Genomic DNA, 26,444 nt, shown 5'->3' with positions numbered 1-26,444 from the left:
GGCCACCCCCCCCCGGGGCCGGGTGGTCCCCCGGGCGGATCGCACCCGCCTGGTGGCGGGACCGGCCGCAGCCGGTCCCGCCACCCTCGCGATCACGGGCAGGGGTCGAGAGTCGGCTTCTCGGGCAGGTCGATGCCACCCTTGCCGAGCGTGTCGTCGAACGCGTCCTCCCACTCGCCGTCCTCGAACGCACCCTCGAGGGTCGAGTTGATGAAGTCGCACATGCCGGCAGCGTCCTTGTTGTAGCCGATGCCGTAGCGCTCCTCGGAGAACGGCTCACCGACGACCTTGAGCTTGTCGGGGTCCTCGGCGGCGTAGCCCGCGAGGATCGCGCCGTCCGTCGTCACGGCGTCGACGGAGCCGGTCTTCAGCTGCTCGACGCACTCCGAGTAGGTGTCGAACCCGGCCGGTGTCGCGCCGAACTCCTCCTCCACGGTCTTGATCGACGTCGAGCCGGTCACGGAGCAGACCTTCTTGCCCGAGAGGTCGTCCGGCCCCTTGATCGAGTCGTCGTCGGCAGCGACGAGGAGCTGCTGGCCGGTCACGTAGTACGGGCCGGCCTGGCCGACGACCTGGCGGCGCTCGTCGGTGATCGAGTACGAGGCGATGACGAAGTCCACGGTGCTGTTCTGGAGGAACGGCTCGCGGTTGTCGGAGATCGTCTCGACCCACTCGATCTTGTCGGCGGGGATGCCGAGCTTCGCGGCGAGGATCTTGCCCATGTTCGGGTCGAAGCCGACCGGCGTGTCGGACGTGGCGGACTTGAAACCGATGCCCGGCTGATCGAACTTGACGCCGATCTTGACCGTGCCGGCGTCGGCGATCTCCTGCGTGCGGCTACCCGCGTCGAACGACGCGTCCTTGACGACCTCGGGGCTGAAGCCGCCGCCGTCGCCGCTGTCGCTGTCATCGTTGCCGGCGTCGCCACAGCCGGCGAGCGCGAGGGCTGCTGCCGCCGCGATGACGGCGAACTTGGTCCTACGGATCTTCATTGAATCTCCCTTTTTCGCGAGCGCCGCGGATGCGGCTCCGCCTTCGGTTCTGATGGAGCGTGCCGTTCGGTTCTGACGATGGAGTACGAGAGGGTCAGTGCTTGAGGATCTTGGCGAGGAAGTCCTTGGCACGGTCCGTCTGCGGGTTGTCGAAGAACTCCTGGGGAGTCTCCTCCTCGAGGATCTGGCCGTCGGACATGAAGACCACGCGGTCGGCGGCCGTCCGGGCGAAGCCCATCTCGTGCGTGACGACGATCATCGTCATGCCGCCCTTGGCGAGCGTGACCATGGTGTCGAGGACTTCCTTGATCATCTCGGGGTCCAGCGCGGAGGTCGGCTCGTCGAAGAGCATGACCTTGGGGTCCATGGCCAGGGCGCGGGCGATCGCGACGCGCTGCTGCTGGCCGCCGGAGAGCTGGGCGGGGTACTTGTTGGCCTGCGACTCCACGCCCACACGCGTGAGGAGCTCCATGGCGCGCTTCTCGGCGTCGCCCTTGGACTTCTTGCGAACCTTCACCGGTCCGAGCATCACGTTCTCGAGGACGGTCTTGTGCGCGAACAGGTTGAACGACTGGAAGACCATGCCGACATCGGCACGCAGCTGGGCGAGCTTGCGCCCCTCTGCGGGCAGCACCTCGCCGTCGATGGCGATCGTGCCCTCGTCGATGGGCTCGAGGCGGTTGATCGCGCGGCAGAGCGTGGACTTGCCCGAGCCGGACGGCCCGATGACGACGACGACCTCGCCCGGCTTCACGCGGAGATTGATGTCCTTGAGGACGTGGAGGTCCCCGAACCACTTCTGAACGTCGTCCATGGCGACCATGTGGGCGGCCGTCGCGGTCGAGCTGGTCGAGCCCGTCGGCGCAGGCGTGACCGAGTCGTACGAGTCATCGGACATGTGGGACAACGTAGGTGCCCGTACGGGTATGCACCAAACCGGCGTGACTCGGGACGGCAGGTTGTTGTGAGAACGTGACCGCGCTGGACGGCCCTCGCGGCCGTTCTGCCCCGGGTGGGTGACCCGAGCCACGGCCGTGCTGCCCCCGTACTCTGGGAGGGCTATGACGAAGACGTACGAAGTGCGCACCTACGGGTGCCAGATGAACGTGCACGACTCCGAGCGCCTGTCGGGGCTGCTCGAGGACGCCGGATATGCCGCGGCACCCGAGGGTGCGGCCAAGCCCGCAGACGTGGTCGTGTTCAACACCTGCGCCGTCCGGGAGAACGCCGACAACCGCCTGTACGGCTCGCTCGGTCACATCGCCAGCATCAAACGTGAGAACCCGGGCATGCAGATCGCGGTGGGCGGCTGCCTGGCCCAGAAGGACCGCGACACGATCACCCGGCGGGCGCCGTACGTCGACGTCGTCTTCGGCACCCACAACATCGGCTCCCTGCCGGCGCTGCTCGACCGCGCCCGAGTGCAGGAGGAGAGCCAGGTGGAGATCCTCGAGTCGCTCGAGGTCTTCCCGTCGACGCTCCCGACCAAGCGCGAGTCGGCGTTCGCCGCCTGGGTCTCGATCAGCGTCGGGTGCAACAACACCTGCACGTTCTGCATCGTCCCCAGCCTGCGCGGCAAGGAGAAGGACCGCCGCCCCGGCGAGATCCTCGCCGAGATCGAGGCGCTCGTCGCCGACGGCGTGGTCGAGGTGACCCTCCTGGGTCAGAACGTGAACTCGTACGGCGTCGAGTTCGGTGACAAGCTCGCGTTCGGCAAGCTGCTGCGGGCCTGCGGGGAGATCGAGGGCCTGGAGCGAGTGCGGTTCACCTCGCCGCACCCGGCCGCCTTCTCGGACGACGTCATCGCAGCCATGGCCGAGACGCCCAACGTGATGCCGCAGCTCCACATGCCGTTGCAGTCCGGGTCGGACCGTGTCCTCAAGGCGATGCGCCGCTCCTACCGCAAGGACCGCTACCTCGGCATCATCGACCGCGTGCGCGCCGCGATGCCGGACGCCGCGATCACGACCGACATCATCATCGGCTTCCCCGGTGAGACCGAGGAGGACTTTCTCGAGACCATGGACGTCGCGCGCCAGGCGCGGTTCACGTCGGCGTACACCTTCCAGTACTCCCCGCGGCCCGGCACGCCGGCCGCGACCATGGACGAGCAGCTGCCGAAGGCGGTCGTCCAGGACCGGTACGACCGCCTGGTGGCGCTCGTCAACGACATCTCGTGGCAGGAGAACACCGCGCTCGTCGGGTCGACCGTCGAGCTGCTCGTCGCCGACACGAGCGCTGGCAAGGGTGGCAAGAAGGACGAGGCGACTCGCCGGCTCACGGGTCGGGCTCGGGACAACCGGCTGGTGCACTTCGCGCGGCCGGACGGTGTCGACGTGCGGCCGGGCGACATGGTCACGACCGTGATCACCAGCGCGGCTCCCCACCACCTGATGGCCGACGGCGCCCCGCTCGCGGTGCGGCGTACGCCCGCCGGCGACGCCTGGGCGGCCCGCAACACGCCGACACCGGTCGGCGTCGGGCTCGGGATGCCCTCGATCGGCGCACCGGCCCCCCTGCCGGTCGCCGACGGCCCCGCCTGCGCCTCCTGACGCCGCGCTACCGACGGCGCCGTCAGGGCCGTGGATCGCCCGGCCGCCTCCGGTTGGTCGGGTCGCCGTCGAGCTTGTCGAGGCCGTCCTTGAGCGCGTCAGCGCCCTTGTCGATCTTGTCGCCGTGCTTGCTCCCGGCCTTGCCGCGGGCGAGGTCGGCGGCCTTGTCGATCCCCTTGTCGATCTTGTCGCCGTGCTCGTTGAGCAGGTTCTTGGCCTTGCCCCTCAGGCGGGCGTTCTTCGTGAACTTGTCGAGCAGTCCCATGGGTCCTCCCGGACGACGGTGTGGTGGGTGATCTCAGGCATCCAGGATCTCAGCAAGGGCGGAGGTCAGCGCGTCACATGGGAGGTCAGCGTCATGATCGGAGGGACGTCGCCGCGCAGGTAGGCCTCGATCACGACCTCCTCGTGCACGACACCCGGCTGGGGCAGGTCGCGCAGGCTGAACCATCGCTGGTCGACGGCCTTGTCGGTCTCGGCGATGCGCGGGTCGCCGTCCCAGCGGCGGGCGATCCAGAAGAAGTCGACCCGCTGCTCCACCGGCGGGCCACCTGGCATCCAGCGGTGGATCGTGGTGAGCGGCTGGAGCGTCTCGGGATCGACCGTGGCGCCGGTCTCCTCGTTGACCTCGCGGGCGGCAGCCGTCCGTGCGGACTCGTCCGCATCGACGTGGCCCGCGATCATCGCCCAGTGCCCGTCGCGGTAGCCGGTGTTCTGGCGCAGGTGGAGCAGGATCTCCTCGTCACCGATCGGGCCGCGCAGCATCAGGACGTAGGAGGCAGGGACCAGGGCATGGCTCATGCCGAGCACTCTAGGCCGCGCCGCTGACGAGGAGGTTAGCCTCGGGAGCGTGCCCGTCTCCGTCGCCGTGGTCCCGCAGACCCCACTTCTCGTGCCCGAGATCGCCGCGGGTGCGGCGGGGGAGCTGGAGACCCTGCGGTCGTACGCGATCGACGCGGTCCGAGAGGTCACCTCCGACGCCGACCGTGTCCTCGTGCTCGCGCCGGGACCGGCCGACGCCCGCTTCGACGACGTGGCGGCGGACTTCACGCCGTATGGGTACGGGGAGCGCTCGAGCGACGCCACCGGCACAGGCGCCGGCGTGCGGCCCGGGTCGGCGCTCCCGCTGGGCGCATGGCTCCTCGACGCCGTCGGCACGACCGTCCCGCGTGTCTTCGCCGAGACCAGCGGCGAGGCGGTCGATCTCCCCGTCAACGGACGTACGGCCCTGGTGGTCCTCGCCGACGGAAGCGCGAAGCGCGACAAGACCGCGCCGGGATACGTCGACGTCCGTGCTCTGGCGTTCGACGCGGTGATCGGTACGGCGCTGGCCAGCGCCGACCTCGACGCCCTCGGCGCGCTCGATCCCGCCCTCGCGGCCGACCTGTGGGCGAGCGGTGTCCCGGCTTTTCGGGCTCTGGCTGCGACGGTGCGGGTGGATGGTGGTGACGAGATCGCGGCGCAGCTGACCTACGACGGTTCGCCCTACGGCGTCGCCTACTGGGTCGCCGTCTGGCGCGGGTAGCCAGGGCTGCGGGTGCCGGCCCGGCACGCACGGAGCCCCCGGCGCCGCAGCGCCAGGGGCTCCGTCCTGCTGTCGTCCGGCCCTCCTACCTCCTCCTGTAGACCCGGATCGTCTTCGACTTGCTGGCGCGCTTGGCGGTCGACGAGCCCCGGTAGGTCACCGTGATCCGCTTCCTACCGGCCGCGAGCCGCTTGATCCGCTTGTTGGCCCGGCCTCGGGCGTTGAGAGTGCCGCGTCCGACGACCCGCTTGCCTCGCTTGATCACGTACTTGCCGCGCGCGGCCTTTCCGCCTGACACGACCCGGAACGAGACCCTCGCCCGAGTGGCGGTCGTCACTCGCTTCGGCTTGACCTTCAGGGCGGTGATCCTCGAGGCGGTCTTCGGTGCCGGTGTCACCGTCACGAAGACTTGTGCTGAGGCCTCGCCGCCGTGACCGTCGTTGACCGTGTAGCGGAAGGACGTCTTACCTGTGAACCCGCGCTTGGGTGTGAACCGGACCGCCGAGCCGTTGCCGATCGGTGTCACGGTGTTCCCCTTCAGGTCCGAGTAGGTGTAGGACAGGGCGTCCCCGTCCGGATCGCTCGCCCTCAGGTTGATGATGACCGAGCGTCCCTGCCTCACCTTCACGCCCGTGACGTTCTGGGCCGTCGGACGGCGGTTGCTGAAGTTGACGTTGAGCGTCTTCTGCAGCGGTGTGTCGGCCGACGAGCGGCCCACGTGGACGGTGTAGTTACCGTCTGCCGTCGCCCACTCTCCGTCCGCCCACTTCCTCAGATCGTCCGCGTCGTCCGGGACGAAGTAGGAGAACGGGTGGTTGGAGGCGTTGGAGTCGATCAGCACCGACACCTTCTTGCTCTGGCCGGCAGCGAGGTCGATCTTGTCGAACCCCACGAGCCGCTTCGACGGCTCGCCCGACTGCCGCGGAAGCGTGAGGTAGACCTGCGGGACCTCCTTGCCGGCACGCTTGCCGGTGTTGGTGACCGTGAAGTCGGCCCTCAGCGCGGTGTGTCCGTTGCCGCCTCCCACCTCGGTGACCTTCAGGTCCTTGTAGTCGAAGGTCGTGTAGGAGAGTCCGTATCCGAACGGGAAGTACGGCTCGGTCCCGGTCGCCTGGTACCACCGGTAGCCCATCTTGAGGCCTTCGGTGTAGCGGACGACGCGTTGCGGTTTTGGTCCCGAGACGGTGCACGGCGGCTGCTCCGCCGGATCGATGCACTGCGGGTCGCGCCCGTAGCCGCCGGGTGTGCCCGTGTTCTCCTCGAAGCCGTTGTACTGCTCCGTGGTCTCGTAGGCGGCCTCGTGGTCGGTCTTCCCGATCGTGAGCGGCAGCTTGCCGGAGAAGTTCGTGTCGCCGAACAGGGCGTCGGCAACGACCTGGCCGTCCCACTCGCCCGGATACCACGCCTGCACCATCGTGTCGACGTCGTCGATCCACGGCATGTTGACCTGGCCCTGCGTCTTCATGACGACGATCGTGTTCGGGTTGGCAGCCAGGACCCGCGGGATGAGCTCCTGCTGGTTGGTGCCGGTGATCGTCGGCAGATCGAGGTTCGGAGTCTCGTTCGGCGCGCCCGCGGCGGTGCTGTTCGGGTTCTCCTCGGGCCAGTAGGCGTTCTTGTCCCAGGTCTCTCGCGCCACGTCACCGACCATGAGGATGGTGACGTCGGCGTTGCGGGCCGCCCTCTCCGCGCTGGCGATGTTGGTCCCCGTGTTGAGGGTCACCGTGGCGTCGGAGTTCTTGCTGTCGAGCACGTTCTGCAGACCCTGGACGGGTGTCACCTGGAACGGCTCGTTGACCGTGATGTTCTGGGACCGGTTGCCGCTGCGCGGCGGCAGCGAGGCCTCGCGGGCGAACCACTGCGGACCGATCACGGCGATCGACTCCACCGCACCGGCGTTGAGAGGCAGGATGTTCTTCTGGTTGCGGAGAAGGACGAGTCCCTCGGCGCCTGCCTGCTTGGCGACCTGGGCGTGGGCACCGGTTGGTGCCATGAGCGGATCGATCTTGTCCCACTGGAACGACGTCAACGGGTTGTCGAAGTTGCCGAACTCGAACATCTTGATGTAGCGAGGACGCAGCAGGCCGTCGATGTCTGCCTCGGTGATCACACCCGAGTTGATGTACTGCTTGAGGATCTCCGGCTTGTACCACTCGGGCGACTCGTCGAGCTCGACGTCCACGCCGGCCCTGAGCGCGCCCAGAGTGCTCTGCTGAGCGCGCCGGTCGGAGAAGACGTAGCCGTCGAAGCCCCAGCGCTGACGCAGCGTCTGCTGAAGGAGCGGTGAGCTGCTGCAGTTGTAGGTGTAGTTCAGGTCCGGATAGGCGCACATCACGGACGACACGTCGGCGTCCTTGACGGCCATCTCGAACGGCAGCAGATAGATCTCGTGCAGGGCACGAGAGGGCACCCGGTTGGCCGACGTCCAGCGCTCGAACTGGTACTCCGAGTCGTTGGCGACGAAGTGCTTCGCCGTGGCCTGGCTGACGCCGCGGGCCTGGATCCCCTTGATGATCTCACTCGACATCACGCCGGTGAGGTACGGATCCTCGCTGAAGTACTCGTTGTTCCGCCCGCCGTACGGGGTGCGGATCATGTTCATGCCAGGTCCCCACAGGACCTGGTCGGCCCACGCCTCGAGCTCGACGTCGAGCACGTTGCCCCAGTCGCCCATGAGGTCGCGGTTGAACGTCGCCGCAGACGAGACCTGGGCGGGGAGTGCCGTTGCAGTCGGCTCGGGGAGGCAGTCGCCGCCTCGGATGCCCGTGCCGCCGTTGGCCTGCCGGAAGGTCGGGATGTCGAGCGACGGGATGCCCTCGATGTGACGGCCGATGATGGTGAAGTTGCAGTCGTTCCGGTCCGTGGGGCTGTCTTCGGGATCCCCGTCCGGATCCAGGTCCTCGTTGTAGAACGGCTGGTTGTAGATCTGCTGAAGCTTCTGGTCCAGGGTCATCGCGCCGATCAGCAGGTCGGCCCGCCGCTCCGGTGTGAGACTCGTGTTCATCCACGGCAGGTCTTCTTGTGCCTGCGTGATGGAAGGTATGAAGACTACCGAGGCGGCGACGAGGCCGGCCGCGGCAGCGTACGTGATCATTCGTCGAAACATGCGAGTGAACCCCCGACTTCGATGCCTGCCCCGAGATCCCATCCAGTCAAAGACCGGATCAAGCAGGAACAAACTGGGACATTTACCCCATCAGAACACCCGGTTGTCGAACGTGCATCTCTCGCTCGTCGTGAGGAGGCCGCGAGGCCGCAGGTCACCCCACGGCAGAGGGGCCGTCGGGGTCCTGGCCCTTGTCCAGCTTGTGGATCTGCTCCTTCGCGGCGGCGTGGGCCTTGTCGATCTTGTCGTCGTACGTGCCCTTGGTCAGGTCCTTGGCCATGTCCCGCACCTTCTCGAGCGCGCTGTCGATCGTGTCGCCGTTCTCGGTGACGAGGATGCTCGCCCGCTCCTTCATCTCGCGGGCCAGGTCCGCGCTGGAGTCCTTGAACCTCTCGAAGGCCTCGTCGAACGTGCTCATGCCGATCTCTCCCTGTCATGGGTCGGTGCGTACTGGGTGCTGGACACTCTCGAATCTACGTCAGAATGGTCGCCGTGAGCTCTCCAGTGGTCGCCGTCGTGGGGCCGACCGCCGCCGGGAAGTCCGATCTCGCCGTCGCGCTGGCGCAGCGCATCGGCGGCGAGATCGTCAACGTCGACGCCTACCAGGTCTATCGCGGCATGGACGTCGGTACGGCGAAGCTCCCCGCCGCCGAGCGCGGCGGCGTCCCGCACCACCTTCTCGACGTCCTCGACGTGACGGCACCGGCGACGGTCGCGGAGTTCCAGACCTGGGCGCGCGAGGCGATCGAGGACGTCCGGGCACGCGGCGGCGTGGCGGTGCTCGTCGGCGGCTCGGCGCTGTACGTGCGCGCCGTCGTCGATGCGTTCGAGTTCCCCGGGACCGACGAGGGCGTCCGGGCACGTCTCGAGGAGGAGCTGCAGACCCAGGGGCCGGAGGCGATGCACCGGCGTCTCGCGGGGGTCGACCCTGAGGCGGCGCGATCGATCCTCGCGTCCAACGGACGCCGGATCGTCCGAGCGCTCGAGGTCGTGGAGATCACCGGACGGCCGTTCGCCGCGTCGCTGCCCGCCCACACGGCGTTCTACGACGACCTCCGACTCATCGGGATCGATGTGCCGCGCGACGTGCTCGACGACCGGATCGCCCGACGGGTCGACCGCATGTGGGAGGACGGCCTCGTCGAGGAGGTGCGGTCGCTCACCGAGCGCGGTCTGCGCGAGGGACGGACGGCGAGCCGTGCGCTCGGCTACTCGCAGGTGCTGGCCTACCTCGACGGCACGATGACCGAGGACGAGGCACGCGAGGCGACCGTCCGTGGGACACGCAAGTTCGCGCGGAAGCAGGACTCGTGGTTCCGCAAGGACCCGCGCATCGTGTGGCTCCCGTACGACGCCCCCGACCTGCTGGAACGAGCCGTACGGGTGGTGGACGGCTCAGCCGGCGTGGCGTGACTCGAGCCTGCGGCGCAGCCGGCCGAGCGCGATCCCGTACGAGATGCGAAGGACCGGGGAGGCCAGTCGCCAGACCACCCCGGCGACCGCGCCGCCGGGCACCCTGACGCGCTCCTCCCACGAGAACAGGGTGCCGCCGTCGTCGGTGGGCTCGCAGGTGAACAGCCCGGTGCCGGAGATGAGTCGACCGGTGTGCGCGACCTCGCAGACCCGCGGCGGGTCGGACCGTACGACGTGCATCGTGTCGGTGACCCGCACCGGGCCGACCCCGGTCACCGCGACGATCTGATCACCCACGACCCGGACGGTCGTCGCGGGGATCCACTCGCCCTGCAGCTCCCAGTCGGTGACGTAGTCCCAGGTCGTCTGCTGCGGCACGCCGACCCGTACCGCGCCGGTCACCACCCCGACGTGCGGGGTCGCGACCACGGGGCGAGCTCGGCGGGTGGTCATCGCGCCACGGCCTCCGAGCGCCAGCCGGCGTAGCCGAGGACGATGAGTCGCATCTGGCGCCGAGCCTCGGACTCGATCTCCTCCATGAGGTCCGGCTCGTCGGGCGACTCGATGACCTGCTCCGCGGTCGACACCATGATGTTGACGAACAGCCGGGACGCCGTCCGGACGTCGCCCTCGGCCCAGGTGTCGAGCTGAGGGAAGGTCCGGAGCACCCCCGCCAGGTCGCGGACGTAGCTGTGGAGCTCGGTGCGGATGCGACTGCGGACCGCAGGGACCCCGCCGAAGCGCTCCCGCGCGACGAAGGCGAAGTGCGGACGGTGGGCGCGGACCTGCGACACGATGATCGCGGCCGACGCGGCGATCACGTCGGAGTAGGTCTCCGGATCCTGGCGGGCCTGGCGCATCATGCCGCGCAGCGTCCCGAACGACTGGTCGACGAGCGCCAGCCCGAGCTCCTCCATGCTGGCGAAGTGGCGGTAGAAGGCGGTCGGGACCACGCCGGCGCGCCGGGCGACCTGGCGCAGGCTCACGCCGGCGAACCCGTGCTCGTCGGTCAGATCGAGCGCCGCGTCCAGAAGTGCCTGCCGCGTGCGTTCCTTCTGCTCGTGGCGCGGCACTGCATCCTCGGAGTCTTGCACCGGGGAACCCTACCGCGGCGGCCGCATCGCGACCGCGCAGAGGAGGAGCTCCTCGTCCGCGAGGAGGAGACGGTGGGGTCCTGGAGGACGATGCGCGTCCGCATACCCAGGGCAGAGGCTGGCGGGTATGAGCGGGGCCGAACGTGCCCTGCGGGTGGAGGGTGAGCTGATGCCGCGTCGGTTGTGGGTGCTCGGACTCGGGCTGGGGTTGGTGATGACGATGCTGGGAGCCGGTTCAGCGTCGGCCGCGCCGAAGAAGCGTCCGGATCTGGTGGTGTCGGCGGTGTCGGTGTCGCCGGGGAAGGTGGTCGCCGGTGGTGTGCTGAAGGTCAGTGACACGACGCGTAACAAGGGCCGTAAGAAGGCGAAGCGGTCGGTGACGCGGTACGCGCTGTCGGCGAACAAGAAGTGGGACAAGAAGGACGTCGTCCTCGGGAGTCGTGCGGTCAAGGTGCTGAAGCCGGGCAAGAAGCACGCGGTGAAGGCACGCTCGGTGCGGGTGGCGGCGGCGACCAGGCCGGGTACGTACTGGCTGCTGGCGTGCGCGGATGCGAAGAAGAAGGTGCGTGAGTCCAACGAGCGCAACAACTGCCGGGTGGCCAAGCGACGCGTCACCGTCACCAGGCGCAACGCTGCCGCTCCCCCCGACGATGCGGTCAAGGTCAAGGTCAACGTTCGTGGACACGTCGACTGGAAGGATCGCACTCGTCTTTCGGTAGGGAGCGTCACCACAGAGATCGACAGTGCAGCCACGTTCGACTTCAACGTGCCCGCGGAGCTGACATATCTCCAGGGCAGGCCGTTCTATCTCGAGGTGACGTGGGACAAGGGGACCGTGTCAGGCAGGACGGTCTACAAACGGGTCAACAACGACGCCTGCCGGGTCACGTCGACGGCAGATCAACGGGTCACAGGGGAACCAGCGCTCTTGAGTCAGGCCCTTGTCCACCTCCCCGTCCCTGGTCGACCGTCGCTCTTCGGCCAGTTCTCCTTGAACTTCGTCGCCCAGTCGACCACCCCCGTGACCGCGGTCGACTGCCGCGGAGAAACCTGGGCCCAGAGCCCCATGCGCTTCGCGATCGTCGACACCCCCGACGAGCTTGCGAGCGTCTCGGCCAACGCCGACCTGAGCCGGATCGTCCTCAAGGGCGGCGGAGCACCCCGGACTCACCCGGGTCGTACCTGGGAAGCCACGGTCACCCTCGACATCACCCACCCGCGGTAGCGGCAACGACCGTGATCGAGCCGACCCGTCGGCGCTGAGCTCTGCCGGCGTGGGCGAAGGTCGTCACCCCTCTAGACTCGGGGGGTGACGACCTTCGCGTGGCTCAAGGGCCACGGCACCGAGAACGACTTCGTGATCCTTCCCGACCCCGACGGGACGGTGCACGGGGATCTCGACGCGACCTTCGTGGCCGCGCTGTGCGACCGCCGGCGGGGGATCGGCGCCGACGGCGTCCTGCGCGCCGTACGCGCAGCGCCGGGCGAGGGTGCCGAGTGGTTCATGGACTACCGCAACGCGGACGGGTCGATCGCCGAGATGTGCGGCAACGGCGTACGGGTCTTCGCGCGCTACCTGGCCCTGGAAGGGCTCGTCGACTCGTCCGTCCCTGTGCCGGTGGCAACCCGGGACGGCATCAAGGTCGTGACCTACGACGGCGTCGCCATCGCCGTCGACATGGGTGTCCCGCGTCTGCAGGGGGAGTCCAAGGTCGTCGCTGAGGGGACCGCCCGCGCCGCCCGTCAGGTCGACGTCGGCAACCCGCACGCCGTCGCCTTCGTCGACGACCTCGGTCAGGCGGGCACGCTTCTGGTCGAGCCGGAGTACGACCCGGCGGTCTTCCCCGAGGGTGTCAACATCGAGTTCGTCGCGCGGCGAGGCCCGCGTCATGTGGCGATGCGGGTGCACGAGCGGGGTGCGGGCGAGACCCGCTCGTGCGGCACGGGGGCGGTCGCGGCGGCTCTGGCGACGGCAGCGACGGACGGGGCCGATCCCGCCGACGGCGGCGACGTCACCTACCGGGTCGACGTGCCGGGCGGCACGCTCCACGTGACCTGGAAAGCCGACGGGCACGCCGTACTCGCCGGACCGGCCGTCATAATTGCTCGCGGTGATCTCACCTGGCTGGGATGATCGAGGCCACCGCCGACGTTGCAAGGATCAGATGACTGCACAGAACGAAAACCCCACTGACCAGTTCGCCGACACCGCTACCGACGTGCCGTCGGTGGACTCTGTCGATCCGGTGGAGCGCTTCGAGCCCATCGACCTCGACACCCACGACGGTGACCAGCTCGACCTGGCCGACCGCAACTCGCTGAGACGCGTCGCCGGCCTGTCGACCGAACTCGAGGACATCTCCGAGGTCGAGTACCGCCAGCTGCGGCTCGAGCGGGTCGTTCTCGTCGGCGTATGGACAGACGGCTCGGCCACCGATGCCGAGAACTCTCTCGCCGAGCTCAAGCTGCTGGCCGAGACCGCCGGCTCCGAGGTGCTCGACGCCATGGTCCAGCGCCGTCAGCGGCCTGATCCGGCGACGTACGTCGGCCGAGGCAAGGTCGAGGAGCTCGCCGAGATCGTCCAGGCGACCGGCGCCGACACCGTGATCTGCGACGGAGAGCTCGCACCCAGTCAGCTGCGCAACCTCGAGGACCGGACCAAGGTCAAGGTCGTCGACCGTACGGCGTTGATCCTCGACATCTTCGCCCAGCACGCCAAGTCCCGCGAGGGTCGCGCTCAGGTGGAGCTCGCGCAGCTCCAGTACATGAAGCAGCGCCTCCGCGGCTGGGGCGGCAACCTGTCTCGTCAGGCCGGCGGCCGCGTCGGTGGCGACGGTGGCGGCATCGGGTCGCGCGGTCCCGGTGAGACCAAGATCGAGACCGATCGCCGTCGCATCAACGACCGGATCGCCAAGCTGCGGCGCGAGCTGACCGAGATGCGCAAGACCCGTGACACCAAGCGCGCGACGCGCCAGCGCAACAAGGTGCCCGGTGTCGTGATCGCGGGATACACCAACGCCGGCAAGTCGAGCCTGCTCAACCGGCTCACGCGCGCCGGGGTCCTGGTCGAGGACGCGCTGTTCGCGACCCTGGACCCGACCACCCGGCGTACGGAGACCTCCGACGGACGCGAGTACACACTCTCCGACACCGTCGGCTTCGTCCGGCACCTTCCTCACCAGCTCGTCGAGGCCTTCCGTTCGACGCTGGAGGAGGTCGCCGACGCCGACCTGGTCTTGCACGTGGTCGACGGCTCGCACCCCGACCCGGAGGGCCAGATCACGGCGGTGCGCGAGGTGTTCGCCGAGATCGGCGCGCTGGACGTGCCGGAGATCATCGTGATCAACAAGGCCGACGCGGCCGACCCGATGGTCGTGTCGCGCCTGCTGGCCCGCGAGCCGCACGCCGTCGTGGTGTCGGCCCGCACCGGCGAGGGCATCGGCGAGCTGCTGTCCGCGGTCGAGGCCGACCTCCCTCAGCCGGCGGTCAAGATCGACGTGGTCCTCCCGTACGACCGGGGCGACCTGCTCAACCAGATCCACCTCCACGGTGAGATCGACACGCTCGAGCACACCGCCCACGGCACTCACGTCGTCGCCCGGGTGCACGACGAGCTCGCGGGCGCCGTCGCCGAGTACGCCTGAGGGGCCCTTCGCCTGACGGGTCGTTCGCCTGACGCCTGACGCGACTGTGCGCTGAGCACCTCGGTCCCCTCCAGGATCGGTGCCCAGCGCACAGCCAGTCTTGCGGGAGGTCAGCTCCCCGGGATGCCCGACTCCGGCGGCGTGCCGACGTCTCCGGTGAACTCCTCGATCTCCGCGTCACCGACGTCGGTCTGGAGGACCGGCGTCTTGTCGGCGGTCGTGCCGTCGGCCTGGATCTGGACCAGCTTCAGGCCACCGATGCCCGCGTGACGGTCCTCGGAGTAGCGGAACGGCACGTAGTTGGGGCCACTCAGCTTGGAGCCGTCCTGCTCGAACGTCTCGACGATCGACTCACGGCTCAGGTCGTCGCCCGCGCGGTTCAGCGCGTCGACGAGCGTGAACGCCTGCGACATGCCGTACACCTTGTAGTTGGTCAGCGGCGAGCCGTCTCCGTACTCGTCCCAGACCTTCTGCCAGAGCTTGGTCCACTCGTTGTCCGGCTCGGAGGCCTGCGGCATGTACGTCGTCGTGTAGACGCCGGCGAGCGGGCTGCTGCCCTTGATCGCGCCCTTGGAGAACTCCTCCAGGAGCGACCCGACGAGACCCGAGTCCGAGCCGACGTTGGTGTAGAACCAGGTCGGCTTGTAGTTGAGCTTCATCGAGACGAGCTGCGAGAGAGCGGTGTACGAGGGCACGTTGAAGCCCACGACCACGTCGGCGCCGGACTTCTGGAGCTCGGCGATCTGCGGACCGACGTCGGTGTTGCCGGGGACGTACGTGACCTTGGAGACGATCTGGTCGGCGATGTACTGCTCGAGACCGCGGGTGCCGTCCTCGCCGAGCTCGTCGTCCTGACCGAAGACACCGACCTTGGCGTCGGGCAGGTTCTCGGCGATGTACTGGCCGATCACCTTGCCCTCCGACTCGTAGTCGGGCTGCCAGCCGAAGGTCATCGGCTTCTCCTTCGGGTCGTCCCACAGGAGGGAGCCGGAGGAGACGGTCAGGTCGGGGACGCCCTCGGCGTTGAGGAAGTTGGTCACCGCCTGGTGGGTGGGGGTGCCCAGACCGGCGACGATCGCGAACACCTCGTCCTTGAGCACGAGCTCGTTGACGACCTCGGACGTCTTGGCAGGGTTGTAGCCGTCGTCCTTCGCGATGAACTCGATGTCGCGGCCGCTGACACCTCCGTTGGCGTTGACGAAGTCGTAGTACGCCTTGTGGCCGAGCGGGATCTCGCTGTAGCCGGGTGCTGCGACACCCGTGAGCGGGAAGTGGCCGCCGATCTTGATCGAGTCCTCGGTCAGACCGGGATCATTCGAGTCGCCGCCGTCTCCGCCGCCGCCGCACGCAGCGACGACCAGTGCGGAGGCAGCCAGCGCGGCTCCGAGTACGAGCCGGCGACTCCGGCGCGCCGATGTGGGCTGATGAGCCATGGATCTCATCCCTTCTGGGTGGGTGTTGCAGGGTTGGGACGGCGCAGTCGTGCACGCCGCCATGCCGTCGAGAGAGTCCCCATCACTCCTCCAGGTGCGAGGAGCATCACGAGGATGAGGACGATGCCGTAGATCAGGGGTGACATCTGTGCGGCCTGGGTGTCCGACAGGCCCGAGCCGGTCGACAGCGAGGTCACCCACGGAGGAAGGAACACCAGCACCGCGGCGCCGATGAACGCGCCGGTGATGCTGCCGAGACCGCCGATCACCGCGGCAGTGAGCACCGAGAGCGAGAGGACGATCGTGAACGCGCTCGGCGCGGCGAGCCGGACGACGATCGCCATCACGGCGCCGGCCAGGCCGGCGTACGCGGCGCTGATGACGAACGCCTGCACCCGGGTACGGCCGAGGTTGATGCCGGCGATCTCTGCGGCGACCTCCTGGTCACGAACGGCACGCCAGTGGCGTCCGATCTTGGACCGGCGGAGGTTGAGTGCGAAGAAGAGGGCCACGACCAGGCACATCAGGCCGAGGTAGGCCACGTACTTGGACGACGTCGCGAACTCGCCGGACACCGCGTCGATGAACGACACGAACCACTCCGGCGGTCGCGGAGACGCGACGGTCAGGCCGACCTCGCCGTTGAAGGTGCCCTTGAAGTAGAGGGCGACGCTCGGGAGAGCCACCGCCAGCGCCAGCGTGGCGCCGGCGAGGTACGGGCCGTGCAGCCGTGCCGCGCCGATGCCGACGACGAACCCGACGACCGACGTGACCACGACGGCGACCAGGGCCACCACCGGGAACGGCAACGGCGTCTCCGTGTCGAGCATCAGCGCGGTCGTATAGGCGCCGACGGCCATCAGCGCCCCGTGGCCCAGCGAGATCTGGCCGTTGAGGCCGGTGAGGGCGGTCAGGCCGATCGCCGCGATGGCGTAGTAGGTGAGCGAGGAGAGCTGCGTGTTGGTGTAGCGGTCGGTGGACTCCAGCAGGAGCATGCCCGCGACCAGGACCGCGAGGCTGATGAGGAGGTTGCGGGTGAGGTTGAGGTCGAGCAGGCGCTTGGTGGTGCTGTCGGTCGACATCAGACCCTCCTGGTCTTGGTGCTGGAGAAGAGACCGCCCGGCTTGAGGAGCAGGACGACCATCAGGAGGACGAACGCGGCCAGGGTGACGAGACCCGAGGCGACGTACCCGGAGACCAGGGAGTTCACCAGGCCGAGGAGGAGGCCACCGACGACCGCGCCGACCGGGCTGTCGAGGCCGCCGATGACCGCGGCGATGAAGCCGAAGACGATGAGCGTCTCCATGTAGCTCGGATAGATGAACTGTCCGCTGGCGACCAGGATGCCCGCCACGGCGCCGACGAGGCCGGCGAGCGCCCACCCGAAGGTGAGCAGGTGGGAGACCTTGACGCCGAGGATGCGCGACACTTCTCCGTCGAAGGCCGCCGCACGCATCGTGAGGCCGAGCTGCGTCTTCTGGAAGAGGAGCGTGAGGCCGACGACCACCACACCGACCGTGCAGAGGATGAAGATGCTCGTCGGGGTGAGCGCGAGGTTCGTGTCACCGACCTGGAAGCCGTTGACTCCGACGGGCGACGGGAAGGACTGGTAGTCCGACCCGAAGAGGATCGCAGCCAGCGCCTGGATCGCGACGTACAGGCCCAGCGTGGCGATCACGATGTTGAGCTCCATGCCGCCCTCGAGCGGGCGGATGACGACACGCTCGAGCACGGCCCCGATGAGGAAGCCGGCGGCGAGAGCGATGGCGAACGCGGCCCAGTAGGGAAAGTCGCGGTTGAGCAGCGTCAGCGCGACGTACGTGGTGAACATCGCCTGCGAGCCCTGGGCGAAGTTGATGATCCGGGTCGACCGGAAGATCAGCACGAGAGCGAGCGCGAAGGCAGCGATCACGATGCCCTGGGTGAGTCCGTTGAGCAGGATGTTGAGGAGCTTCTGGATGTCGCCGTTCATGGTGTCCTCCTCAGAACCCGAGGTACGAGTGGCGCAGGGTGGCGTCGTTGCGCAGGACCTCGGCGGACTCGGTCACGACGACCTTGCCTAGGTTGAGCACGACACCGGTGTGCGCGATGGACAGGGCACTGCGGGCGTTCTGCTCGACGAGGAGCACGGTGAGGCCCGAGTCGGCGACCAGCGTGCGGAGCAGGTCGAAGATCTGCGCCACGATCCGGGGCGCGAGTCCCAGGGACGGCTCGTCGAGCAGCAGGAGGGTCGGCCGGGAGAGCAGCGCGCGGGCGATGACCAGCATCTGGCGCTCGCCGCCCGAGAGCGTGTGCGCCTGTGCACTCCGCCGGTCCCCGAGCACCGGGAACAGCTGGTAGGCGTCGTCGAGCGTACGGACCGGAGCCGGGGTGTCGCTCGGTCGTTTGGCGGCCCCGCGGGCGCCGAGGCGGAGGTTCTCCTCGACGGTCAGCTCGGCGATGACGCCGCGACCCTCGGGGACGTGCGCCATGCCGCGGTGGACCATCGACTCCACGGGAGCCCCGGTGATGTCCGTGCCGTTCAGCGTGACGGTGCCCGCGGCGGGGCGTACGAGGCCGGAAATCGTCCGCAAGAGCGACGTCTTGCCGGCGCCGTTGGCGCCGAGGACCGCGGTGATCCGACCGGCCTCGACCGTCATGTCGACGGAGTCGAGCGCACGAACCGGCCCGTAGCTGGTGGTGAGATCGGTGAGGGTGAGCATGCTCAGCCCTCCTTCGCGGCGGCGCCGGCTGGGGTGGTCGCGAGCGACGCCGTGTCGATCTCGCTGCCTCCGGTCACGTCCGCACCGAGGTAGGCGGCGACGACCTTCGGGTCGTCCTGGATCTCCGCGGGCGTCCCTCGGGCGATGACCTCACCGAAGTCGAGGACGGTGATCGTGTCGCAGATGCGCATGACGAGGTCCATGTGGTGCTCGACGAGGAGCACGGACATGCGGCCGGTGAGGCGCCCGACGAGGTCGCCCAGCTCGTCCATCTCGCCCTCGGAGAGCCCAGCGGCAGGCTCGTCGAGGAGCAGGAGGCGCGGCTCGGCCACGAGGGCACGGGCGAGCGCGACCTTCTTCTGCTCCGGGTAGGGCAGCATCCCGGGATAACGGGGCGCGAGGTGTGCGGCGCCGAGGTCGGTGAGGGCCTGCATCGCCCGCTCGCGAAGTGCCTTCTCGTCACGGCGTCCCCGAGGCAGCCCCAGGGCGGCCGAGGCGAAGCCGCTCTCCGAACGGACCCCCGCGCCCGTCATCACGTTCTCGAGGGCACTCATGCCGGCAAAGAGCCCGACGCCCTGGAGCGTCCGGGCGATGCCGAGACCTGCCAGGTCGTGCGGCCGGAGGCGGGTGAGCTCCTGGCCCTCCCAGGTCAGCGTGCCGGAGTCGGGGCGGACGAACCCGCAGCAGACGTTGAAGAAGGTGGTCTTGCCGGCGCCGTTCGGGCCGATCACGCCGTGGACCTGTCCGGGCTCGACGGTGAGGCCGACGTCGCCCAGGGCAACGAGGCCACCGAACCGTACGGTCACGCCCTCGGCGGTGAATCGGCCGTCGTTCGTGGCGGAGCTGTCCGCGGCGGGCGAGGACTCCGCAGAGGCCGTGGTCGAGGAGTCCGCCGAGGCATCTGTCGAGGCGGTGGGTGGTCCGGTTGGTGAGCCCCCTGGTGGGGGCTCGGGGGTGGGCTCGATGGGAGGGGTCATGCGAGTCCTTCCGAGGTGCAGTGTCGTGCGGCCGGGGACGGTGGTGTGACCCCGGACACATGGCGGTGTTGCCCGGCGAACGCTACCGATTCGGGGGAACTAAGCAAGCGCTTAGTCGCGGTGGGTGTCCAATTGTTACCGGATGGTGACGCGGGCCACACATCGGGGGTGTCGCGCTGCCGGGGGCCTGTGAGTCGCTCGGCCGTGAGCGGCCGTGCTCTCGGTAGGCTGCGTCGGTGACCTCGTCGATCTCGGACCCGCCCCTCGCGACCGCCGACCCCGGTCGCCACGCCAAGCTGCGTGCGGTGCTCCACGCCGCCGTCGCAGCGGTGGGTGGTGTCGAGCGGCCGGGCCAGGTGGAGATGGCGGAGGCGGTGTCCGACGCGTTCAGCGGAGGCGAGCACCTGCTCGTCCAGGCCGGTACCGGCACCGGCAAGTCGCTCGGCTATCTCGTTCCGAGCCTTCTCCACGATCGCCGCGTGGTGGTCGCGACCGCGACGCTCAACCTCCAGCACCAGCTCGTCGAGCGAGACATCCCCGCCCTCCTCGACGGGGCAGGCGCGGTGCTCGAGCGCACGCCGCGTGCCGCCGTGGTCAAAGGTCGCGGCAACTATGCGTGCCTCCACCGGATCCGCGAAGGAGCGCCCGACGACCAAGGTGTGCTCATCGAGGCACCGAGCGGGTCGCTCGGGGAGGAGGTCGTGACGCTCCGTGCCTGGGCAGAGGAGGAGTCCGACCGCGGAGGCGTCGGCGACCGGGACGCCGCGCCGTCGCACACCGAGCGGGCGTGGCGGCAGGTCAGCGTCCACGCGCGGGAGTGCCTCGGCGCGTCGCGCTGCCCGTACGCGATGGAGTGCTTCGCCGAGGCGGCCCGCGACCATGCGGCCGGCGCCGACCTCGTCGTGACCAACCACGCCCTGCTCGCGATCGACGCGATCGACGGGGTGCCCATGCTCCCTGAGTACGACACCGTGGTCATCGACGAGGCGCACGAGCTCGTCGCGCGGGTGACCCAGGCGTCGACCGCCGAGCTCGCCCCGCCATCGGTGGAGCGGGCGGCTCGCCGCGCCCGCTCGTACGTCCGTGGGCGCGAGGCCGATGACCTCGAGGACGCCTCGGATGCTCTCCGCGAGGCGCTGGAGGTGACGGCGCCCGGCCGGATCGCCTCGCCGTCGGACCAGCTGGCCGACGCGCTGAGCCTCGTGCGCGACGCCGCCCGGGACTGTCACTCGGCGATGCCGAAGGAGCCCAAGGACTCCGGCGACGGTGACGCCGCCCGGCAGCAGGCGAAGGCGATGGTCGACGACGTGCGCAAGGTCGCCGAGCGGATGGCCGCGGCCTCCGAGGCCGACGTGCTGTGGATGGCCGAGCGGGAGGGTGCCCGGGGTGGCAACGAGCTGCGGATCGCGCCTGTCGACGTCGCGCTCACGCTCCGCGACAAGCTGTTCGCCGAGAACACCGTCGTGCTGACGAGTGCGACGCTCAAGCTCGGCGGCGGATTCGACCCGGTGGCGCGCAGCGTCGGGCTGTGGGTGTCCGATCGTACGGAGGAGGGCGCGTCCGGCGGTCGCGGTGACAGCGGCGGGGACGATGACGGCGACGGGTCACCGGCGTCGTACGCCTGGCGTGCGATCGACGTCGGGTCGCCGTTCGACTACGCCAAGCAAGGCATGCTCTACGTCGCGCGGCATCTCCCTCCGCCGGGACGCGACGGGATGGGTGCCGCGGCCCTGGACGAGATCGTCGATCTGGTGCGAGCCGCCGGTGGGCGCACGCTCGGGCTGTTCTCGTCGCGGCGCGGCGCGGAGGCGGCTACCGAGGCCGTGCGCGAGCGGATGCCCGACGTCGAGGTTCTGTGTCAGGGTGACGCGCAGCTCCCCGAGCTGGCGAGGCGGTTCGTGGAGGACCCGCGCACGTGCCTGTTCGGCACGCTCAGCCTGTGGCAGGGGATCGACCTGCCGGGGGAGACGTGCCAGCTGGTGATCATCGACCGCATCCCGTTCCCCCGCCCGGACGACCCGTTGATGAGCGCGAGGCAGCGGCTCGTGGAGCGGCACGGCGGCAACGGCTTCATGCAGGTCGCCGCGACCCACGCCGCGCTCCTGCTGGCGCAGGGGTCGGGGCGCCTGATCCGACGCGCCGACGACAAGGGCGTCGTCGCCGTGCTCGACTCACGACTGGCCACCGCGCGGTACGGCAGCTTCTTGGCGTCCTCGATGCCGCCGATGTGGCGTACGGTCGACCGCGAGCTCGTGCTCGGCGCGCTGCAGCGCCTGGACGCCGGAGCGTCCTGAGCGCCGCAGCCGCTGACGGTCTCGCCTGCGCGGGTCAGACCCGCCGCATGACTGTCGTGACCTTGCCGAGGATGGTGGCGTCGGTGCCGTCGATCGGGTCGTACGCCGGGTTGTGCGGCAGGAGCCAGACCTTGCCGTCCTTGCGCTGGAGCGTCTTGACGGTGGCCTCTCCGTCGAGAAGGGCGGCGACGATCTCGCCGTTCTCCGCGGTCGGCTGCTGCCGGATCACGACGTAGTCTCCGTCGCAGATCGCCGCCTCGACCATCGAGTCGCCGCGCACCTCGAGCATGAAGAGCGTGCCCTCGCCGACCAGGGTGCGGGGGAGGGGCATGACCTCCTCGACGCGCTCCTCGGCGAGGATCGGGCCGCCGGCGGCGATCCGGCCGACCATCGGGACGAAGGCGGGCTCCGGGCGGGAGTCGCCCGCGCCCGTCTCGTCGAAGCCGAAGTCGACCGCGTCACCGATCGACCGGCGCGCCGCGAGGATGTCGGGCAGGAAGACCTCGATCGCGCGGGGGCGGTTGGGGTCGCGGCGGACGAAGCCGTTGCGCTCGAGCACCTTGAGCTGGTGAGCGACGGAGGAGACGCTGGCGAGACCGACGGCCGCGCCGATCTCGCGCATGCTCGGCGGATAGCCGCGTTGCTCGAGCGACTCGCGGATGATCTCGAGGACGCGGCGCTGACGCGGAGTCAGCCCGCTCGCGTCCGGCGGTCCGTCGGGGAGCTCGGAAACCTCGGCCTTCGTCATGGCCCTGACACTAGACCGCGGCGCCGGTGTGATCAAACATATGTTCGATCGTGTCGGCGTGTCGTGATGAAGTCGTCCTCAGGCGCCCATCTGGCGGACACGTCGAAAGCATGTTCGAACGGTCCTTCCAATTCTGTCGGTCGGTGTGATTAGGTTCGTACACATGTTCGATCGAACGCACGTTCGGCAACCCGCTCGGTTTCCGGTCCGGATGCACGAGCTGATCCGCCGCCTCGCTTCGGTCGGCAGACCGTACGAGTCCGAGAGATGGAGGACACGATGAGCACCGTCCGCAGCACCCTCGAGCGTCCCGTCGCCGACCGCACCGTCGTCGCGATCGACACGCCGCTGATGCGCTGCATCGAGCGGCACCCGGCGGGCCGGGGGATGCGCGGCGACCGTCGGTCCGCTCCGCGACCAGGCCCGCGGCCCGGGCCTCGGCCTCGTCGGCAGCAGCCGGCCGACCGCACCCGCGGTCGATCGGGCTACCGCCTGACCCGCCGTGGTCGGTTCGTCGTCTTCATCGCAGCCCTGATCGCGATCGCCGGCCTCACCGTGGCTCTGGGTGCGCGGGTCATCGCGACCTCCGAGCAGGCCGAGCCCGTCCCCAGTCGCGTGGTCACGCTCGAGCCAGGGCAGACCGTGTGGGACCTCGCCTCAGAGGCCAACCCCGAGGGTGACATCCGGTCGACCGTCAAGGACATCGCCGATCTCAACTCGTTGACGAGCGCGGGCGAGGTCACGGCAGGCGAGACGATCTACGTCCCGATCTACTGAGCCCGAGCCCTACTGGGTCGACACGCCGCGGTCGTCGGTGACCACCTCGCGCAGCCAGGTGCCCAGGGCGTTCATGGCGCGCAGGACGTGGTCGCGTACGGACGGCTCGGCACCGTCGCTCCACTCGGCGATGGCCGCGTAGGCGACGGTTCGGGCGGGACCCGAGACCACTCCGGTGTCGGCTCGCACGTTGGAGGTCGTGCCGGTCTTGTTCCAGAGCACGATGCCGCGGTCCGGATCGGTGTGCGCGAGCGGATCGAGACCGAAGGCGTTCGCGACCATCGAGAGATCGGTGTTCGCCGCGAGCCATCCGCTGACCCGTTCGCTGATCCCGGGCGAGAGGATCTCGCGACGGTGCAGACCCGCACAGAAGCCGGCCAGGTCGGTGGCGCAGCCGACGGACAGGGCCGGCGGGTGCTCGGGCCCACGGTCGTCGCGCACCCGGTCGAGGAGCCGGCTGCGCTGCATCCCGATGCGTTCCGCCGTGGCAGTCACGGTGTCGAGACCGAGACGACGAAGCAGGACGTTGGTCGCCAGGTTGTCACTCACCGCGCCGATCAGTGCACACACGTCGGTGACGGGCAGCGTGTCGGTGGCGAGCCGATACCAGAGGCCCGAGTCGGCGACCCAGTCGTCGGCGCTGCGGCTGAGCTGCTCGGCGGGATCGATCCGCTCGGTCGCGATCTGGTGTGCCGCCTCGACGAGCAGCACGAGCTTGCCGATGCTCGCCGTGGGCAGCACCAGCTCCGGCTGGACGGCCGCGAGCACTTCGTCGCTGTCAGCATCACGCACCTCGAGGGACCAGCGGACGGCGTCGTCCGGGCGGGGGAGAGGCGGCTCGCTCATCGATCGCGGTCCGCGTGCCCGAGAGGTCGGTCCGGATCGATGTGGTCCCGGACCCGGCGCTTCAGCTCCGCCGCGTCCGGGAAGCCGCCGTGGACGGCGCGGTCCCACACGACGTCGTCGTCGACCGTGATCCGGAAGACGCCTCCGGTCGCGGGCACGAGCGTCACCGAGCCGAGCTCGGTCCCGAACGTGCTCAGCAGCTCCTGGGCCATCCATCCCGCGCGAAGCAGCCACTGGCACAACGTGCAGTAGGTGATCTCGACGCGGGGCTGCGTCATCCGAACGCCTTGTGCAACGCCGTAAGGAATGCTGCGACGTCCTCCTCGGTGGTGTCCCACGAGCACATCCACCGAGACTCGACGAGGTCCGGGTGGGATCCCGCGCGCCAGTCGTAGAACGGGTGCTCGACCCGTACCGCGTCGGCAACCGCCCGCGGAAGCGTGGCGAAGACGACGTTGGCCTGGGTCGGGTTCGCGACGTGCAGCAGCGGCGCCCCCGACTCGTGCACACGTCCGTCCCGTGCGAGCTCGTCGGCCAACGCGTCGACGCCGGCGCGCAGCTGCGTCGCCCGGGCGTTGGCTGCGGTCGCGTTCGCGAGCCAGAGATCGCGCTTCGGATCGAGGAGTGTGGCGAGCTGCGCGGAGACGTACCGCATCTTCGACGTCAGCTGCATCGACATCTTGCGGATGAACTCGATCCCGTGGACTGCGCCCGGGTTCAGGACGACCACCGCCTCGCCGAGGAGGATGCCGTTCTTCGTGCCGCCGAACGACAGCACGTCGACGCCGAGGTCGGTGGTGAGCGCGCGGAGCGAGAGGCCGAGGTGCGCGGCGGCGTTCGCGATCCGTGCCCCGTCGACGTGGACGCTCATCCCATAGGCGTGTGCGGTGTCCACCAGGCCACGGACCTCGTCGGCCGAATAGACGGTGCCGAGCTCGGTGGACTGCGTCAGCGACACGGCCAGCGGCTGTGCGCGGTGCGGGTCGCCGAGGTTGATCGTGTACTCGCCGAAGGACTGCGGGACCATCTTGCCGTCCGGCGCGGCGACCGGGAGCAGCTTGATGCCGGCGACACGCTCGGGGGCGCCGTTCTCGTCGGTGTGGAGGTGCGCGACGTCGGTGACGATCGCCGATCCCCAACGGGGGAGAAGAGCACCGAGGGAGACGACGTTGGCGCCGGTGCCGTTGAACACGGGATACGCCTGGGCCTGGTCGCCGAAGTGGTGCCGTACGAGCTCGGTGAGTCGTGCCGTCCACCGGTCCTCGCCGTAGGAGACCGCGTGCCCGTCGTTCGCCGCAGCGATCGCCTCGAGGATCGCGGGATGGGCGGGGGCGTAGTTGTCTGATGCGAACGCTGCCACGTCCGCCAGCCTAGTGCCGCCGCCCGCTTTCCCGATGTGACGGGTTGTGCACCGAATCTTCTGCGGAAAGGGTGCGGAACCCATCACATCGGGGGCGGAGTCTCAGGAGTCGGCGAGGAGCTTCTCGAGGCGGACGAAGCCCTCCTCCATCCCGCCCTCCATGCCGGACTCGACCATCCCGTCGCGGTCCTCGACCGAGGCGAACGCGCTGATAGCGTCCATCCGGGTCCGGCCGTCGCCGAGGTCGGTGAAGCGGAGGGTCTCCAGCGACACGTGACCGGGCATCCCTTCGAACTCGAACGTGCGCGTGATGCCGTTCTCGACCGAGGGCTCACCGTGGTAGACGCCTCGGAACACGTACTCGTTGCCGTCGGGCTCCCTCTGGAGCCAGCGCCAGCGGCCGCCGTCGCGGACCTCGTTGACGATGATCTCGGTCTCGAGCCTGTCGGGGCCGAGCCACTTCTTCTGCCACTCGTCGTCGACGTTGGCGTGGAACAGACGCTGGGGCGTCGTGGTGAACGTCCGGCTGAACTCGATGGTCGAGGTGCCGGGCGTTGCCGTGACTGTGAGGTCGGACATGGTTCCCCCTGAGGGTCTCGGTGATCGGTCAGGACGTGGCACACGGTGGCTCGGAGTCGATGGCGTCGGCCTCGGCGAGGAGTGCGTCCAGGCGGGCGAAGCTGTCCTCCCAGTACGCGCGGTAGTCGGCGATCCAGTCGGTCGCCTCCTTCAGCGGTGCCGCCTCGAGGTGGCTGAGCCGCATGGTCCCCTGCTGCGTACGAGACACCAGGCCAGCCCGCTCGAGGACCCTGAGGTGCCGCGACACCGCCGGCTGCGACATCGCGAACATCGAGGTGAGCTCGTTGACGCTGGCGTCACCGTGGGCGAGCCGCCCGAGGATCGCGCGGCGGGTCGGGTCCGCGAGGGCCCCGAACACGGCGTCCAGCTCGTCGTCCGTCATTCGCCATAACCAATCTGTTT

Annotated in this window: 27 protein-coding genes; 8 read left to right on the top strand and 19 right to left on the bottom strand. The window is 69.3% G+C overall.

What is annotated here, in order from left to right; translation table 11 throughout:
- Positions 1–92: 92 nt before the first annotated feature.
- Positions 93–992 carry a glutamate ABC transporter substrate-binding protein gene (locus KV097_RS05630; RefSeq protein WP_220365324.1) on the bottom strand — a complete coding sequence of 300 codons (900 nt, stop codon included), beginning with the start codon at positions 990–992 and terminating at the stop codon, positions 93–95.
- 94 nt (positions 993–1,086) lie between these two features.
- A complete protein-coding gene (locus KV097_RS05625) occupies positions 1,087–1,815 on the bottom strand; it encodes an amino acid ABC transporter ATP-binding protein (RefSeq protein ID WP_220347015.1) in 729 nt (242 codons plus the stop codon).
- A gap of 238 nt (positions 1,816–2,053) precedes the next feature.
- Between KV097_RS05625 and miaB the strand changes: the two genes are divergently transcribed.
- The gene (gene miaB / locus KV097_RS05620) at positions 2,054–3,544 is read left to right on the top strand and encodes a tRNA (N6-isopentenyl adenosine(37)-C2)-methylthiotransferase MiaB (RefSeq protein WP_220365323.1); all 1,491 of its coding nucleotides are present in this window, start codon (positions 2,054–2,056) and stop codon (positions 3,542–3,544) included.
- Positions 3,545–3,566: 22 nt separating this feature from the next.
- On the opposite strand, the gene KV097_RS05615 is transcribed toward miaB, so the two are convergent.
- Both KV097_RS05615 and KV097_RS05610 read right to left on the bottom strand, forming a co-directional pair.
- On the bottom strand, positions 3,567–3,809 hold the full coding sequence (locus KV097_RS05615; protein ID WP_220341391.1) for an antitoxin: 243 nt from the start codon (positions 3,807–3,809) through the stop codon (positions 3,567–3,569).
- Positions 3,810–3,874: 65 nt separating this feature from the next.
- Positions 3,875–4,345: an NUDIX domain-containing protein gene (locus KV097_RS05610; protein ID WP_220365322.1), complete on the bottom strand. Its 471-nt coding sequence runs from the start codon at positions 4,343–4,345 to the stop codon at positions 3,875–3,877.
- Between the two features lie 49 nt (positions 4,346–4,394).
- On the opposite strand from KV097_RS05610, the gene KV097_RS05605 reads away from it, so the two are divergent.
- Entirely contained in the window at positions 4,395–5,069 is a 675-nt protein-coding gene (locus KV097_RS05605) for a hypothetical protein (protein WP_220365321.1), read from the top strand.
- An 85-nt stretch (positions 5,070–5,154) separates the two neighbouring features.
- Here the strand turns inward: KV097_RS05605 and KV097_RS05600 are convergent, their stop codons facing one another.
- Together KV097_RS05600 and KV097_RS05595 are read right to left on the bottom strand one after the other, a co-directional pair.
- The gene (locus tag KV097_RS05600; RefSeq protein ID WP_220365320.1) at positions 5,155–8,163 is read right to left on the bottom strand and encodes a beta-glucosidase; all 3,009 of its coding nucleotides are present in this window, start codon (positions 8,161–8,163) and stop codon (positions 5,155–5,157) included.
- Positions 8,164–8,329: 166 nt separating this feature from the next.
- A complete protein-coding gene (locus KV097_RS05595; RefSeq protein WP_220341395.1) occupies positions 8,330–8,593 on the bottom strand; it encodes an antitoxin in 264 nt (87 codons plus the stop codon).
- A gap of 65 nt (positions 8,594–8,658) precedes the next feature.
- Here KV097_RS05595 and miaA point away from each other — a divergent pair, with 65 nt between their 5' ends.
- A complete protein-coding gene (gene miaA / locus KV097_RS05590; RefSeq protein ID WP_220365319.1) occupies positions 8,659–9,588 on the top strand; it encodes a tRNA (adenosine(37)-N6)-dimethylallyltransferase MiaA in 930 nt (309 codons plus the stop codon).
- On the opposite strand, the gene KV097_RS05585 is transcribed toward miaA, so the two are convergent.
- Both KV097_RS05585 and KV097_RS05580 read right to left on the bottom strand, forming a co-directional pair.
- Positions 9,571–10,041: an SRPBCC family protein gene (locus KV097_RS05585; RefSeq protein ID WP_220365318.1), complete on the bottom strand. Its 471-nt coding sequence runs from the start codon at positions 10,039–10,041 to the stop codon at positions 9,571–9,573. The two genes, miaA and KV097_RS05585, sit on opposite strands and share 18 nt — an antisense overlap.
- Complete coding sequence (locus tag KV097_RS05580) at positions 10,038–10,682, bottom strand: TetR family transcriptional regulator (protein WP_220341398.1); 645 nt, start codon at positions 10,680–10,682, stop codon at positions 10,038–10,040. The genes KV097_RS05585 and KV097_RS05580 overlap by 4 nt, the downstream gene beginning before the upstream one ends.
- 127 nt (positions 10,683–10,809) lie before the next feature.
- On the opposite strand from KV097_RS05580, the gene KV097_RS05575 reads away from it, so the two are divergent.
- From KV097_RS05575 to hflX, 3 genes are all read left to right on the top strand, one after another.
- Positions 10,810–11,907: a CARDB domain-containing protein gene (locus KV097_RS05575; protein WP_220346997.1), complete on the top strand. Its 1,098-nt coding sequence runs from the start codon at positions 10,810–10,812 to the stop codon at positions 11,905–11,907.
- Positions 11,908–11,991: 84 nt separating this feature from the next.
- Positions 11,992–12,816, top strand: coding sequence for a diaminopimelate epimerase (gene dapF, locus KV097_RS05570; protein WP_220365317.1), 825 nt, complete (start codon positions 11,992–11,994; stop codon positions 12,814–12,816).
- A gap of 31 nt (positions 12,817–12,847) precedes the next feature.
- Entirely contained in the window at positions 12,848–14,326 is a 1,479-nt protein-coding gene (gene hflX, locus KV097_RS05565; RefSeq protein ID WP_220341401.1) for a GTPase HflX, read from the top strand.
- A 110-nt stretch (positions 14,327–14,436) separates the two neighbouring features.
- Here hflX and KV097_RS05560 read toward each other — a convergent pair whose 3' ends face one another.
- Genes KV097_RS05560 through KV097_RS05540 form a run of 5 tightly spaced genes read right to left on the bottom strand, consistent with a single transcriptional unit; the run spans position 14,437 to position 19,438 of the window.
- The gene (locus KV097_RS05560; protein ID WP_220341402.1) at positions 14,437–15,759 is read right to left on the bottom strand and encodes an ABC transporter substrate-binding protein; all 1,323 of its coding nucleotides are present in this window, start codon (positions 15,757–15,759) and stop codon (positions 14,437–14,439) included.
- Positions 15,760–15,764: 5 nt separating this feature from the next.
- Positions 15,765–16,841 carry a branched-chain amino acid ABC transporter permease gene (locus tag KV097_RS05555; protein WP_220341403.1) on the bottom strand — a complete coding sequence of 359 codons (1,077 nt, stop codon included), beginning with the start codon at positions 16,839–16,841 and terminating at the stop codon, positions 15,765–15,767.
- The gene (locus KV097_RS05550; protein WP_255559239.1) at positions 16,841–17,731 is read right to left on the bottom strand and encodes a branched-chain amino acid ABC transporter permease; all 891 of its coding nucleotides are present in this window, start codon (positions 17,729–17,731) and stop codon (positions 16,841–16,843) included. The genes KV097_RS05555 and KV097_RS05550 overlap by 1 nt, the downstream gene beginning before the upstream one ends.
- A gap of 10 nt (positions 17,732–17,741) precedes the next feature.
- On the bottom strand, positions 17,742–18,461 hold the full coding sequence (locus KV097_RS05545) for an ABC transporter ATP-binding protein (RefSeq protein ID WP_220365316.1): 720 nt from the start codon (positions 18,459–18,461) through the stop codon (positions 17,742–17,744).
- A gap of 2 nt (positions 18,462–18,463) precedes the next feature.
- On the bottom strand, positions 18,464–19,438 hold the full coding sequence (locus KV097_RS05540; RefSeq protein ID WP_220365315.1) for an ABC transporter ATP-binding protein: 975 nt from the start codon (positions 19,436–19,438) through the stop codon (positions 18,464–18,466).
- Between the two features lie 236 nt (positions 19,439–19,674).
- Between KV097_RS05540 and KV097_RS05535 the strand changes: the two genes are divergently transcribed.
- On the top strand, positions 19,675–21,732 hold the full coding sequence (locus tag KV097_RS05535) for an ATP-dependent DNA helicase (protein ID WP_308289351.1): 2,058 nt from the start codon (positions 19,675–19,677) through the stop codon (positions 21,730–21,732).
- 34 nt (positions 21,733–21,766) lie between these two features.
- Here KV097_RS05535 and lexA read toward each other — a convergent pair whose 3' ends face one another.
- Positions 21,767–22,480 (bottom strand): transcriptional repressor LexA, encoded by a 714-nt coding sequence (gene lexA / locus KV097_RS05530; RefSeq protein WP_220341406.1) that lies wholly within the window; start codon positions 22,478–22,480, stop codon positions 21,767–21,769.
- A gap of 279 nt (positions 22,481–22,759) precedes the next feature.
- Here lexA and KV097_RS05525 point away from each other — a divergent pair, with 279 nt between their 5' ends.
- A complete protein-coding gene (locus KV097_RS05525) occupies positions 22,760–23,257 on the top strand; it encodes a hypothetical protein (RefSeq protein WP_220347000.1) in 498 nt (165 codons plus the stop codon).
- Between the two features lie 9 nt (positions 23,258–23,266).
- Here KV097_RS05525 and KV097_RS05520 read toward each other — a convergent pair whose 3' ends face one another.
- From KV097_RS05520 to KV097_RS05500, 5 genes are all read right to left on the bottom strand, one after another.
- Positions 23,267–24,103, bottom strand: coding sequence for a serine hydrolase (locus tag KV097_RS05520; protein WP_220365314.1), 837 nt, complete (start codon positions 24,101–24,103; stop codon positions 23,267–23,269).
- The gene (locus KV097_RS05515; RefSeq protein ID WP_220365313.1) at positions 24,100–24,381 is read right to left on the bottom strand and encodes a SelT/SelW/SelH family protein; all 282 of its coding nucleotides are present in this window, start codon (positions 24,379–24,381) and stop codon (positions 24,100–24,102) included. Before KV097_RS05515 ends, KV097_RS05520 begins: the two co-directional genes overlap by 4 nt.
- Positions 24,378–25,463 carry a low specificity L-threonine aldolase gene (locus KV097_RS05510; RefSeq protein ID WP_220365312.1) on the bottom strand — a complete coding sequence of 362 codons (1,086 nt, stop codon included), beginning with the start codon at positions 25,461–25,463 and terminating at the stop codon, positions 24,378–24,380. Before KV097_RS05510 ends, KV097_RS05515 begins: the two co-directional genes overlap by 4 nt.
- Positions 25,464–25,565: 102 nt before the next feature.
- Entirely contained in the window at positions 25,566–26,042 is a 477-nt protein-coding gene (locus KV097_RS05505; protein WP_220341411.1) for an SRPBCC domain-containing protein, read from the bottom strand.
- 28 nt (positions 26,043–26,070) lie between these two features.
- On the bottom strand, positions 26,071–26,424 hold the full coding sequence (locus tag KV097_RS05500; RefSeq protein ID WP_220365311.1) for a helix-turn-helix transcriptional regulator: 354 nt from the start codon (positions 26,422–26,424) through the stop codon (positions 26,071–26,073).
- Between the last annotated feature and the right edge of the window lie 20 nt (positions 26,425–26,444).

It is taken from the genome of Mumia sp. zg.B17 (assembly GCF_019550915.1).
GTDB lineage: Bacteria > Actinomycetota > Actinomycetes > Propionibacteriales > Nocardioidaceae > Mumia.
Note: the sequence above shows the minus strand (reverse complement) of the source record. Positions and strands in the feature narration are given on the sequence as shown.

What these genes read in the sequence shown, in the direction of transcription:
- KV097_RS05630 (WP_220365324.1), bottom strand. Translation starts at nt 992, where the DNA reads ATGAAGATCCGTAGGACCAAGTTCGCCGTCATCGCGGCGGCAGCAGCC.
- KV097_RS05625 (WP_220347015.1), bottom strand. Translation starts at nt 1,815, where the DNA reads ATGGTCGCCATGGACGACGTTCAGAAGTGGTTCGGGGACCTCCACGTC.
- miaB (WP_220365323.1), top strand. Translation starts at nt 2,054, where the DNA reads ATGACGAAGACGTACGAAGTGCGCACCTACGGGTGCCAGATGAACGTG.
- KV097_RS05615 (WP_220341391.1), bottom strand. Translation starts at nt 3,809, where the DNA reads ATGGGACTGCTCGACAAGTTCACGAAGAACGCCCGCCTGAGGGGCAAG.
- KV097_RS05610 (WP_220365322.1), bottom strand. Translation starts at nt 4,345, where the DNA reads ATGAGCCATGCCCTGGTCCCTGCCTCCTACGTCCTGATGCTGCGCGGC.
- KV097_RS05600 (WP_220365320.1), bottom strand. Translation starts at nt 8,163, where the DNA reads ATGATCACGTACGCTGCCGCGGCCGGCCTCGTCGCCGCCTCGGTAGTC.
- KV097_RS05595 (WP_220341395.1), bottom strand. Translation starts at nt 8,593, where the DNA reads ATGAGCACGTTCGACGAGGCCTTCGAGAGGTTCAAGGACTCCAGCGCG.
- miaA (WP_220365319.1), top strand. Translation starts at nt 8,659, where the DNA reads ATGGTCGCCGTGAGCTCTCCAGTGGTCGCCGTCGTGGGGCCGACCGCC.
- KV097_RS05585 (WP_220365318.1), bottom strand. Translation starts at nt 10,041, where the DNA reads ATGACCACCCGCCGAGCTCGCCCCGTGGTCGCGACCCCGCACGTCGGG.
- KV097_RS05575 (WP_220346997.1), top strand. Translation starts at nt 10,810, where the DNA reads ATGAGCGGGGCCGAACGTGCCCTGCGGGTGGAGGGTGAGCTGATGCCG.
- hflX (WP_220341401.1), top strand. Translation starts at nt 12,848, where the DNA reads ATGACTGCACAGAACGAAAACCCCACTGACCAGTTCGCCGACACCGCT.
- KV097_RS05560 (WP_220341402.1), bottom strand. Translation starts at nt 15,759, where the DNA reads ATGGCTCATCAGCCCACATCGGCGCGCCGGAGTCGCCGGCTCGTACTC.
- KV097_RS05555 (WP_220341403.1), bottom strand. Translation starts at nt 16,841, where the DNA reads ATGTCGACCGACAGCACCACCAAGCGCCTGCTCGACCTCAACCTCACC.
- KV097_RS05550 (WP_255559239.1), bottom strand. Translation starts at nt 17,731, where the DNA reads ATGAACGGCGACATCCAGAAGCTCCTCAACATCCTGCTCAACGGACTC.
- KV097_RS05545 (WP_220365316.1), bottom strand. Translation starts at nt 18,461, where the DNA reads ATGCTCACCCTCACCGATCTCACCACCAGCTACGGGCCGGTTCGTGCG.
- KV097_RS05540 (WP_220365315.1), bottom strand. Translation starts at nt 19,438, where the DNA reads ATGACCCCTCCCATCGAGCCCACCCCCGAGCCCCCACCAGGGGGCTCA.
- lexA (WP_220341406.1), bottom strand. Translation starts at nt 22,480, where the DNA reads ATGACGAAGGCCGAGGTTTCCGAGCTCCCCGACGGACCGCCGGACGCG.
- KV097_RS05525 (WP_220347000.1), top strand. Translation starts at nt 22,760, where the DNA reads ATGAGCACCGTCCGCAGCACCCTCGAGCGTCCCGTCGCCGACCGCACC.
- KV097_RS05520 (WP_220365314.1), bottom strand. Translation starts at nt 24,103, where the DNA reads ATGAGCGAGCCGCCTCTCCCCCGCCCGGACGACGCCGTCCGCTGGTCC.
- KV097_RS05515 (WP_220365313.1), bottom strand. Translation starts at nt 24,381, where the DNA reads ATGACGCAGCCCCGCGTCGAGATCACCTACTGCACGTTGTGCCAGTGG.
- KV097_RS05505 (WP_220341411.1), bottom strand. Translation starts at nt 26,042, where the DNA reads ATGTCCGACCTCACAGTCACGGCAACGCCCGGCACCTCGACCATCGAG.
- KV097_RS05500 (WP_220365311.1), bottom strand. Translation starts at nt 26,424, where the DNA reads ATGACGGACGACGAGCTGGACGCCGTGTTCGGGGCCCTCGCGGACCCG.